Source organism: Candidatus Poribacteria bacterium, assembly GCA_021295755.1.
GTDB lineage: Bacteria > Poribacteria > WGA-4E > WGA-4E > PCPOR2b > PCPOR2b.
In genome coordinates, this window is the sequence record JAGWBT010000124.1 from 444 (window position 1) to 11,716 (window position 11,273).

The window sequence follows — 11,273 nt, forward strand, 5'->3', positions numbered from 1 at the left end:
GAGATAATCCACTCGTCGAGATGTTGAAGGATATTCGTGCTATTTCCGCCGTTCTGCGTCGGACCCCAAACGTCGGCAAGTCCGGTGAGTTCACGAATAACGTCGGCTTGATAGCCCATGCGAATCGAATCGCCGACGAGGATGAGTTGTTGCATTGGAATGTTCTCCTTACGGATGCGTTTTCAAATATTTAGGATTTACTCAATGCGCGTCCTAGCAATCAGGGGCAACTCGCTTTGCGAGAAAGATGTCCGGCTTTCCACGTCCGTTGGCATCGGGCATTGCACCTGCAATGACAAAACCGAGTTTCTGATAAAACTCGTTGATTCGCGCCAAGTGTCCAAGGACATTCGGGTAAAGGTCAACCCCCGCAAGGGTTGTCATACTGGTCTCATCGTCAGTCCCAACCCAAATTGTCAAACCGCCTCGTTCGCGGACGATGGCTTCAAAATCGCGCACAAGCTGCCGTCCAATCCCACCCCCTTGTCGGCTCGGTTGAACGACCAATGGATGGATTTCCCAGACGTTCCCATCATAGTGACTCAAGCCACCAATCCAGCCTACGACCTCGCCGCTCTGGTCAAGGGCGATACGGCTTATCCGATCTGCTCCAAAGGATTCTCGCACCTCCTCCAAAGCGGCTGCCATGTTGGACCAAGCGTTTGGTGCGTGTGCTTTGAACCCCTCAATCAGCAGCACTGCGACCTGCTTGATAGCCCCTCCATCGTCGGATGAGAGCGTAATGATTTGCACTCCGAGATCACTCATACGGCACCTTACAATCTATTTGATCCAGCTCATTGATTCGCCGCGCACCAAGAAAGAGCGTTCATCCCATTGACCGGGGCGTTCAACCGGAATAGCACCAGTTTCCACCGCCACATCCAGCGGATTGGCGCGCGTCTCTAGCGGCAAGCGAACCCGCTCGTGCATACGCGCTGATTCGTAGACCGCCATCATAAGCTCCAGCGCAGCCTTTCCATACTTTGCTTGTCCGGGATAATCCTCAATCTTGCCGTCGATCCAGTCGCAGATCGCATACGCCTGACTTGTGAAGGCACTGCCGTAACCAGTCCGATTTGTTTCGGTCGGCTCAAACACCTGCCAACCTGCCTTATCAGGAGTCATATATTTCAAGCTGTTATCGTTGACATCCATCATGCCATCGCTGCCATATATCGTAGCGCCGACTTGATAGAGTCCACCACTGATGGGGACCTCATTCTCAATGACACCTTCCACATCGTTGGGATACCCAATCAGCCCACAGCAGCGGTCTTCGACCCGATGCCCGAATAGATAGTGGTCGGTTTTGCGTTCCACAGAACCCATGACCCACTCCACCTGTGGGTTTCCTAGCACAAAGAGTTGGAAATCGATACAGTGGGTCCCTGTGTTCAACATCCCTGCTCGCACCGAGGACCAGAGCCGGCGCGGTTCGCCGATGGCGCCGTCCGCAAGGAGCCGCCTCGCTTCCTGCCACGAAGAATAGAAACGACGTTGATGGCCGATCGCAAATTTAACATCATTGCGTTCACAGGCAATCATCATCGCTTCGGCTTCCCCTAACGAGCAAGCCATCGGTTTCTCGCAGAGTATCGCTTGGGGTCTGTGAACCGCTGCTGCAATCGTCATTTCAGCGTGTTGTGGGTTCCATGAGCAGACACTGACGATGTCCAGATCCTCCTTCTCCATCATCTCCCGGTAGTCAAGATACTGACTTTTGACGTTAAAATCCTCTGCATAACTTGCTAGTGCTTCGGGATGAGAATCGGCGATTGCAACGATTTCAGTGCGATTACATTCAGTCCAACCTTGACCGTGTGAACGTGCAATACGGCCACTTGCAATAATACCAACTCTAAATTTTTTAGCCAAGCTGAATTCCTCCTTGTCACCTGATGATTTACTGACCTTAAATGAACAAAGTCTAACTCCAATTAGTGCGCTGTGTATCCTAGCACAGCATGAATCCCTACGTCAAGCGGTTTTGCATACCTTTTTCCCTTGAGAAAACATCTCTGAATCTGATTGATTGCGTTCAGGATACATGCTATAGTTATGATGCATATCGACACGAACTGACGTGGACAGTCCACACGAAAATTGCGAAAATTATGTACGGGTGCTAATCTAAATCTAACGTTGTAGCCCGAATCTGATTTTGTTGATAATTGACACGATTCTGAGGAGGACATAATAATGGTTATAAAGACAACTGCTCAACTTGACAAACTCATCCGTGAGGTATTGCTGGCTGTGGGAACCGATGAGCGTAACGCCAACCGTGTTGCGGAAGCGTTGGTTTTATCGACCTTGCGTGGCGTTGATACGCATGGCATCCTACATCTGCCGAGCTATGTCGAGAAGATTCGAGACGGTGAAATTGTACCCACTGCTTGGCCCCAAATCCGGCAAGAAGATGCCACGAGCGCGCTCATAGCGGGCAACTGGACCTTTGGGCATGTGACTGCAAAGTATGCGATGGAGGTCGCTATAAAGAAGGCTGAAAGCCACAACGTGGCGGTCGTAAGTGCCGTTCAGATAAACCATATCGGGCGTCTGGGCGAATACGCCGAACTCGCAGCCGCCAACGGAATGCTATCAATAATCTGGGCTGGCGGGTTCGGTGCAGAAAAGCCGGTCGCGGTCCCCTTCGGTGGGCGGCAACCGGTGCTGAGCACCAACCCAATCGGCATAGGTTTTCCCGTCGGTGATGGGCCGCCGATGATTATCGATTATGCCACAACAGTCGTTGCTGGGAGTAAAGTCCTCACAGCGAGAGACAGAAACGCACAACTGCCGCTAGGCAGCATTGTTGACAAAGATGGAAATCCTTCCACGGATCCGATGGATTATCTGGAGGGCGGTTCATTGCTCCCCTTTGGTGAGCACAAAGGCTACGCTTTGATGCTAGCGGTGGAGTTCTTTGGACGAATCTTGTCTGGGGCGGATGCCTTTTCTAACGAAAAGAAGCGGGGGGGCACCATCTTCCGTCACTCCGGCGTTACCATGATAGTCATGAAAGCGGATCTGTTTCAATCCTTAACGGATTACTCAACGCGAATCAAGGATCTAGGGGATCAGATCAGATCCGTGCCGCCGGCACCCGGTTTCGACGAGGTACTTCTCCCCGGCGATCTTGAGGCGCGAGCGGAAGCAACTCGCGGACGCGATGGCATTCCCATCGCTGATGCACTCTGGGAAAGACTGGAGGCGCTTGCCGAATCGCTGGGTGTAGATATAGACTAACCCAAGTTACCACCTAAAGCCCCAGCGATGCAGCTGTACCAGACGAGTTGTAGGGAACAACGATCGTTGTTCCCTACGATGCACAGAGGTTTATGGGTTAAAATACTGTAATAGGAATGTGGGACAGAAGTTTCAAGATAGGGCGGAAGGCATCGTCGGGTTTATTTTGGGAAAAACCACTCGGATTGTTGCGGGGAAGTTATTCGGATTGCAAACTTGACCAATTCGCACATCGCCGGTGGCACTCATGAGCAGATACGCTTCCTCGAATGAAACGTCAAGTTTGCACTGGAGGAGACTCGCCATCTCCTCACAGGCGATTGTGATCGCATCGACTAACTTTGGGGCATCTCCTGTGGTTATCCATGCGTCCACCGTTTCGATCCACGGACGAGCGATCGACTCCCCCTTAATCAATTCTATCCCCACGGTAACTTCCGCACAGATTTCTATCCCAAGCATAGAGATCTCCCCATCACCCATGGCAGCGTGAACGTCCCCAAGCCCAAACAACGCTCCTTCCACAAATACGGGCAGGTAAACACGCGATCCAATTTTCACATCTTGATGATCCATGTTGCCGCCATGGGAGCCGGGATAGAGCGTCGGCACAGCTTCTTCGGCAGGGGCAGTGCCGATGACGCCAACCATCGGACGAACCGGAAAACGGATCCGATCATCAAAGTGAGCGGTATCTTCTTCGATACGGATTATTTTGGTCACATACTGTTCTGCGAGATGCCCCAAGTTCCCCGTGCCGGCTTTGATACCGATAAAGCCTTGTGAAGCAAGTTGGATATCTTGGATTTCAACGCACAGGGTATCCCCCGGTTCGGCGCCACGCACAAAGAGAGGTCCTGTTGCAGGATTTAGACCGATTGGGTGGGATTGGTCGAGGAGATCGGTCTCACTCAGAATCGTGCCGGTACGTGCATCATAGGTCTCGAAACGGATCCTATCCCCTGAATTGACCTCCTGCACAGGACGATGATCGCGGCTGAAACTGTAAACAATGCGGTCGCGTGTGATGATGTGCATTATAGTGGTGCCCCCTCAAAGCGGTGAGACAGTTCATCTAGAAAATCGTTATTCCGTTCCGAAAGGGTAAGATTCAATATCGTTTTCGACTGCCTTCAGTAGTATAGAAATTTCCCGCTTATCCTCCGCATCTAACTCATGGGGCGCAGGGGCGCGCTCCACCATAGAGGTCAAGACGCCGCGGCGTTTGAGAATATAACGGACAAACTGATGGTTTTCCAAGTTAATCAACGGAAGCAGACGGGTATGTAACTCCCGCGCGCCGGTCTCATCGCCTGCCCACCAAAGCTCCATAATTTTTGCGAGCAGATCGGCAAATTCGCAAGCGGGCATACAACCGTCGGCACCGCGTGTTATCTCCGCCGGCAGCACCTTACCGGCAGCACCTCCGAAGATGGTCTTGATCTGATCCCCAGCCAACTGTTTGACTTCGCCAATGTGCTGCGGTCCTGGCTGCCTCTCCTCTTTGACATATTCAATCTGCGGGACATCCTCTGCGAGTTGAACAATCTGCTCCCCGGTCAACGGTGCGTAACTATCGGCATTCTGCACCATAATCGGTCCATCAAAGACCTCCCCAAGTCGCTTGAACATATCTATCGCGGTCGCTGCATTAGTCCGTGCCGGCGCCATGGCGATTATCGAATCCACCCCCGCATGCTGTGCGGCTCTTGCATAGAGCAGCGTCTGTGGCACGGAGATGCCAGAACACCCGAAAACTACCGGTAACCTACCATTGACTGCTTCGAGGACGGCATCCAAGTTGCGGATACGTTCCGCCTCGCCGAGGAAATAGAACTCCCCGACCATGACGGGCCAAACAATCCCATGTTGTCCCGACTCACAGCAGAAATTGGCGGCAGCCTGTAGATCACTGGTATGAATGTCTAGGTCTTCCGTATAAGGTGTGGGAAGCAGACCAAAAACTCCCTTCATCGGGTCAAATTTTGCCATATACAAACTCCTCCGTTTAATTTATGATTGATGGAAATTAAGTATCTATCCAGATAATTGTTAAGACGCAACCTCCGCAGGTTCCAAGCCTATGGGTGAATCTGTTATTCTGATGTGAGCGCTTTTGGACGCCACAAGTGCAACAACTCCCCTTGTACCTCGTAATCCAATTCATCCCATTTTTCAAGGGGGAGAACAACATGAGCAAGCGCCGCTGTCGACATCGTTTTTATTCTGCCTGTCAGGTGGGTGACTAGTGCTTCCATCCCAGGGTTGTGTCCAACTACCATCACCCGCTGATCCTCGGCCGGCACGTTTTGCAAAACTGCGAGGTATGATCCCGGTCCCGCATGATAAAACTCTGATGTCAATTCAACCTTATCCTCACAATGACACGCTTTGGCGACTGCCTTGGCGGTGTTTCGCGCCCGCTTGGCGGTTGAACTGATTATCCTGTCGGGGACCAAGTCTTGCTCTTGCAATAACTTTCCCATTCGCGGCGCATCCCGTTTACCGCGCTTGTTGAGCGGACGATCATGGTCCGCTAACGATGCATCTTTCCAACTCGACTTTGCATGACGTAAAATTAGTAATGTTTTCATGTGGACACTATTCCTTGTAGGAAACCTATTCACCCGTTACTCCGCCGAGACTTTGGGTAACAACTTGGGTTAATGTATTCAAAACCATCTTATCACAAGTTCAGGTGGACATCCATACAAAAACTTCTTGTCGAAAAATAAGAGTTTGGCTATAATGAGCGGACGGTAAACCATCAATTAGGAGGTAATGTGTATGTCTATACCCACGACGAACGCTGACGACAAACCGGCGATAGAATTCACCGAAGACCAGAAATTCATCTTTGACACACGGGGTTGGATAGCCATCCCCGGCGTATTGACCGACGACGAAGTCGCTGAGATGCGAGATTTTTGCTACCGTCTAAAAAAGTCTCCAGAATCCATTCCTGAGCATCACCGCTCATCCATCGGTGGACCTCTTGAAAAATTAACCGACCACCCGCTTATCCTTGGCTTCATGAACGAATTTGTCGCGACAGGTTACTCGGGCGAGGACTGCTACGGCTTTCGCATGGAGGGCACGTTCCTGACAATTCGGCCCAAAGGACATGACAACTTCAGTCCTCACGGCGGACGGGGTATGTTGAATTTTCCGGGCAACTCACATACCTATCACATGCACCACGACAAGGCACACAGCGGATTGACGCGAGTTGTCTGGGAACTGAATCCTGTTAAGAAACGTAGTGGTGGCACCCTATTCTTGACGGGAAGCCACAAAGGGGCGTTCCCGCCACCGAAATCGACGCAGGATCGGGATTGTCCACTCTGGGAGGACTATTCCTGCCCAGCGGGGTCGGTGCTGTTTTTCACGGAGGCAATCACCCACACCGGCGCACGGTGGGAGGACAATACGGTGGACCGAGTCGCTATCTTTAACTGTTACAATGTTGTCGGCAACAAATGGCATAAGTGGGAACCTCATCCGAAACACCTCGTCGAAATGCCGTTCAAGCGTACCACACTTTTCCGTCCCGTCTATTGTCAGGATAATGTGCTTTCACCAACAGAGGATGTGTAATACTCATAATGCTAGTTTGCAACTATTGATACGCTACTAATTTGGTTCATTGGTGCATTGCAGAAGTGTGGAAGCGGGTAAGGGGGGAATAAATCTTCTCACCTCCTCACTTCCTCATACACTCGCCCCCTCCCGCAAATGAACTGATGAACGCTTAAATGATATCGGTTCGCCGACATCACTCAACCGGAGGTCATACATGAAGATTACGGCGGTCAAACCGTTGATTGCATCAACTGGGAATTTTTTCGTGAAGGTCGAGACGGACGAAGGTCTCTATGGCATTGGTGAAGGAGGCTTGAGACGACGGGGACGAGCGATGGCGGAAGTCATCCATTCGTCTGAGGCCACCCTACTTGGTGAAGATCCGTTTCGTATTGAGTATCTGTGGCAGCGGATGTTTCGTGGCGGTTTCTTCCCCGGCGGCGTGATTCAGTCTGCGGCGGTGAGTGCGGTGGATATCGCGCTATGGGATATTAAAGGCAAGGCGTTGGGAGTGCCGGTATATGAATTGTTGGGAGGGAGGACACGCGATAAAGTGGTCTGTTATCCCCACAACGGTGACCCAAATAATATTGAATCGCTCGTCCAGAGTTGCCGGGAGACCTACGAAGCGGGGTGGAAGTTTGTTCGATGGGGGCTATGCGATCCGGAAGGTGACAATCGATTTGAGCCAACACGGGCAGTACGATTTGGGATTGAGCAGGTAAAAGCGGTCAGAGACGCACTTGGCGATGATATTGAGATTCTGGTGGATGTCCATACGCGGTTAGATCCACCTGCCAGCATCGAATTCTGTAAAGGGGTTGAGCAGTATCGCCCCTTCTTCATTGAAGATCCACTCCGCAGCGAAAATCCTGCGAGTCTAAAGTTGGTTCGGCAGAACACATCAGTCCCTCTGGCGGTGGGTGAACAGTTTGACAGCAAATGGAGTTTTAGGGAAGTGATTGAGGAGGACCTGATGGATTACTGTCGGGTAGACCTCTGCATCGCCGGAGGATTGACTGAGGCTCGGAAGATTGCGGGTTGGTGTGAGACGCACTACATCCACATCGTGCCGCACAATCCGCTCGGTCCGGTTTCAACAGCAGCCTGCCTCCACTTGTGTTTGGCATCAGCTCTTGTCGGGGTACAAGAGCTACCGCGTCCACCGATGACGAGTCTTACCGATGTCTTTCCGGTTCAGATGCCATTTGCTGACGGCTATCTGCTTCCACCTGAAGGCCCTGGGCTTGGTATTGAGTTCAATGAAGATGCGCTCGTCAATACTACGTCACCGGCTCCGAGCCCTCCTTCTGGTTACCAAAGGGACGATGGGGCGTATACTAACTGGTAGATTGATTTTCTAGCTTAGGGGCGGTTTATATGGGTAGTAATCGTCGAAATTTTCGATCTGCATAGCGACTTAGGTGACGATAACGAAGAATTTACTTGGAAAGACAACTAAATTCTGGTAAAATTAGGGATGAAGTTGGTTTCTGACGGAAACAACAGCGGTTACACCCACCCAAAAACAGGAATAATAGCGTATTGCAGAACCAAGAATCCTTAAAAATACCGATACAGAGCACCACAGAAGCCCAAGTGCTTTTTGGGCAATCTGATGCCTTTCTGAACATTGTCGAAGCGCGTTTTAACGTCAAAGTGCTATTAAAGAGCGAAGGTTTGGAGATCACCGGCAATAGCTTTGATGACGTTAATCGTGTAACGAAAACCTTTGAGTCGTTACTTCATCTCATCCGGAGTGGGCAATCCATCAATGCAAATGATGTCAAATACGCGATTCGCACTTCCAAAGGAGATGCGCCCGTCCAGTTGGAAAAAGCAGCCAATGAAGCTATCTCTGTCTTTTCCAAGCGCGGTGTTGTGCGACCGAAAACCCCTACCCAGAAACGCTATGTGGCCGCAATCAAATCGTATGATCTCGTCTTTGGCATCGGTCCTGCCGGAACCGGAAAAACATACCTTGCTATGGCGATGGCGGTTTCTGCCTTGAAAAGTGGACAGGTCAGCCGAATCATCCTCACCCGACCCGCGGTAGAAGCGGGCGAAAGGCTCGGTTTTTTACCCGGCGATATCGAAGCGAAAATTAACCCCTATCTACGTCCTTTATACGACGCACTCTACGATATGGTGCCGCCCGAATCTCTTGAGCGTTATGTTGAGCGTAATGTGATTGAGGTGGCTCCGATCGCCTTCATGCGTGGCCGAACGCTGAATAACTCGTTTGTCGTTCTTGATGAAGCACAAAATGCAACCATTGAGCAGATGAAGATGTTTCTCACACGACTTGGGTTCGATTCCAGAGCCGTTATCACCGGAGACATAACGCAAACAGACTTACCGACCGGGACAAGGTCGGGGCTTGTTGATGCACAGTCGGTACTGTCAAATATTGACGGTATCGCATTCATCCACTTTTCAAAAGAGGATGTTGTCCGACACGAACTGGTACAGCAAATCGTAGAAGCCTACGAGGAGCGCGATGCCCAAAGGTTAAGGAAAACCAATAGCATCTAGCTTCGACCAGCAAATAAAATGGTATTCATTAACAACAAATGTCAAAATATTGATTTTAATGAAGCGATTGTTTATAATGCGACGTTGACCACGCTAAAGGCTCACGATTCTGCTGATTGTGAAGTGAGCATTCTTCTAACGGATGATGCCGAGATTCAGGTGCTGAACCACCAATATCGCCACATTGATGAACCCACTGATGTACTCGCCTTTTCGATGCGAGAAGGCATCGGTGGAGATTTGAACCCTCAACTGCTTGGTGATTTGGTCATATCTGTTCCAACAGCCCGACGCCAATCAATCATGCATGGGCATTCACTTGATATCGAGCTAGCTATATTGAGTGTACACGGTATACTTCACCTGCTTGGTTATGATCATCAAACCCCAGAGGAAGCGGAGATCATGTTTGAGGAACAAGAAACTATGCTCCGTTTAATTAGCGCCTAATATCCTATTTGTGTAGAGATAGGATGAATTCGGTTATTGATTTTCGCAGATTCTGGTTGACAAGTGCCTTGGGGGTATAATCCTACGTTTGGACGATATAGACATAATTAAGCTGGTTGGCTTGGTTGTTTTGTCAATCTTCGCGGTGTTGTTCTCTGTCGTGGAGGTACTTATCAACAGGCTTAGCCGGAACGAAATACTGAATATCGCGGAAACTGGGGGTCCGCAGCATGGGATCTTAACATCTCTACTGCGCCACCCACAAAGATCTTCTGCAACAATCATTGTCGCCAAGAGCGTATTAATTGTTTGTATTGTCGTCTTGCTGCTCTCCTTGTTCGATTTCGATTCCCTGAGAGATCGAATTATTGGTGCCCTCCTTGCAATCCTCCTCATTGTTGTTGTGACAGAGCTCATCCCGAAAAATTATGTACAGGGCAGCTCTGAAAACTCAACAATCTCCGCCCTCCGTTTTGTGCACGTTGTCTATTGGATCCTGTATCCTCTCATTAAACCGTTGACCCTGCTGAGCTATCTTAGCGTTCGGGTTCTGGGTGGAAAAGCCCAAATTGAACAGGATAGCAGCGTCTCGCCCGAAGACCTTGAAGCGTTGGAAAATGTCGGGAGTAGCCAAGAAATCTTGGAGGAGGAGGAACGAGAAATGATCTCTCGCATCCTTGACCTCCCCGATAAGGTTGCCCGCGAGATTATGGTTCCCCGAACGGATGTGACGTGCCTTGATGTTTCTTCGCCAAAAGAGGTTGTGCTTCAAACTGCAATCGAGTCTCGGCATTCACGTATTCCTGTCTATGAGGAGCAGATTGACCGTATTATTGGTCTGCTGCATGTCAAAGATCTGTTAGACGGTTGGGCAAAAGACGAGCCCCTCGATCTGAGATCGATGGCCACCGATCGACCGCCGCTTCTGACGCCAGAGAGTAAAAAAATATCCGACCTCTTCCAGGAACTACGGGCAAATAAGCAGCACATGACGATCGTGGTTGATGAGTATGGGGGTACAGCGGGAATCGTAACACTCGAAGATATTATTGAGGAGATTGTCGGAGAAATCCAAGATGAGTACGATTTTGACGAACAGGAGGAGGTCATTGTCCTCAATAAAAATATCTATTCAGTTGATGCACGCATAAGTCTTATTGATCTCAATGATCAGTTAGAGACGCAGCTTGAGTCGGAGAATGCAGACACAATCGGTGGATTCATCTTCGATCATCTGGGAAGAGTCCCTGAACAGGGCAATCAATTCTCTTACCAAGGATTATCGTTCACAATATTAGAAGCGGATGAACGACGAATCCATCGGATCCGGGTTCAACGGCTAGAAGATACAGCGGAAAAAAAGTAGAAAGGTAGGCTTGACAGATACTGCCGGGTATGATAAAATCACACGCTGCTTTACCATAATCGGGGCGTAGCGCAGTCCGGTTAGCGTG

At 50.2% G+C, this 11,273-nt stretch carries 11 protein-coding genes; 6 read left to right on the top strand and 5 right to left on the bottom strand.

Annotation, left to right across the window (positions count from 1 at the left end; all coding sequences use genetic code 11):
• Positions 1 to 213 precede the first annotated feature (213 nt).
• Together J4G02_16940 and J4G02_16945 are read right to left on the bottom strand one after the other, a co-directional pair.
• Positions 214 to 768: a GNAT family N-acetyltransferase gene (locus tag J4G02_16940; GenBank protein MCE2396237.1), complete on the bottom strand. Its 555-nt coding sequence runs from the start codon at positions 766 to 768 to the stop codon at positions 214 to 216.
• A 15-nt stretch (positions 769 to 783) separates the two neighbouring features.
• Positions 784 to 1,878 carry a Gfo/Idh/MocA family oxidoreductase gene (locus J4G02_16945; GenBank protein ID MCE2396238.1) on the bottom strand — a complete coding sequence of 365 codons (1,095 nt, stop codon included), beginning with the start codon at positions 1,876 to 1,878 and terminating at the stop codon, positions 784 to 786.
• A 324-nt stretch (positions 1,879 to 2,202) separates the two neighbouring features.
• Here J4G02_16945 and J4G02_16950 point away from each other — a divergent pair, with 324 nt between their 5' ends.
• Positions 2,203 to 3,252: an Ldh family oxidoreductase gene (locus tag J4G02_16950; GenBank protein MCE2396239.1), complete on the top strand. Its 1,050-nt coding sequence runs from the start codon at positions 2,203 to 2,205 to the stop codon at positions 3,250 to 3,252.
• A gap of 132 nt (positions 3,253 to 3,384) precedes the next feature.
• Here J4G02_16950 and J4G02_16955 read toward each other — a convergent pair whose 3' ends face one another.
• From J4G02_16955 to J4G02_16965, 3 genes are all read right to left on the bottom strand, one after another.
• Positions 3,385 to 4,290 (bottom strand): acetamidase/formamidase family protein, encoded by a 906-nt coding sequence (locus J4G02_16955; protein ID MCE2396240.1) that lies wholly within the window; start codon positions 4,288 to 4,290, stop codon positions 3,385 to 3,387.
• A gap of 48 nt (positions 4,291 to 4,338) precedes the next feature.
• The gene (locus tag J4G02_16960; GenBank protein ID MCE2396241.1) at positions 4,339 to 5,244 is read right to left on the bottom strand and encodes a dihydrodipicolinate synthase family protein; all 906 of its coding nucleotides are present in this window, start codon (positions 5,242 to 5,244) and stop codon (positions 4,339 to 4,341) included.
• Between the two features lie 104 nt (positions 5,245 to 5,348).
• On the bottom strand, positions 5,349 to 5,846 hold the full coding sequence (locus J4G02_16965; protein MCE2396242.1) for a histidine phosphatase family protein: 498 nt from the start codon (positions 5,844 to 5,846) through the stop codon (positions 5,349 to 5,351).
• Positions 5,847 to 6,039: 193 nt separating this feature from the next.
• Between J4G02_16965 and J4G02_16970 the strand changes: the two genes are divergently transcribed.
• From J4G02_16970 to J4G02_16990, 5 genes are all read left to right on the top strand, one after another.
• Positions 6,040 to 6,849 carry a hypothetical protein gene (locus J4G02_16970; protein MCE2396243.1) on the top strand — a complete coding sequence of 270 codons (810 nt, stop codon included), beginning with the start codon at positions 6,040 to 6,042 and terminating at the stop codon, positions 6,847 to 6,849.
• Between the two features lie 199 nt (positions 6,850 to 7,048).
• Positions 7,049 to 8,185, top strand: coding sequence for a mandelate racemase/muconate lactonizing enzyme family protein (locus J4G02_16975; GenBank protein MCE2396244.1), 1,137 nt, complete (start codon positions 7,049 to 7,051; stop codon positions 8,183 to 8,185).
• Between the two features lie 194 nt (positions 8,186 to 8,379).
• Complete coding sequence (locus tag J4G02_16980) at positions 8,380 to 9,369, top strand: PhoH family protein (GenBank protein ID MCE2396245.1); 990 nt, start codon at positions 8,380 to 8,382, stop codon at positions 9,367 to 9,369.
• 18 nt (positions 9,370 to 9,387) lie between these two features.
• Positions 9,388 to 9,819 (top strand): rRNA maturation RNase YbeY, encoded by a 432-nt coding sequence (ybeY, locus tag J4G02_16985; GenBank protein ID MCE2396246.1) that lies wholly within the window; start codon positions 9,388 to 9,390, stop codon positions 9,817 to 9,819.
• An 88-nt stretch (positions 9,820 to 9,907) separates the two neighbouring features.
• Entirely contained in the window at positions 9,908 to 11,185 is a 1,278-nt protein-coding gene (locus J4G02_16990; GenBank protein MCE2396247.1) for an HlyC/CorC family transporter, read from the top strand.
• The last annotated feature ends 88 nt before the right edge of the window (positions 11,186 to 11,273 follow it).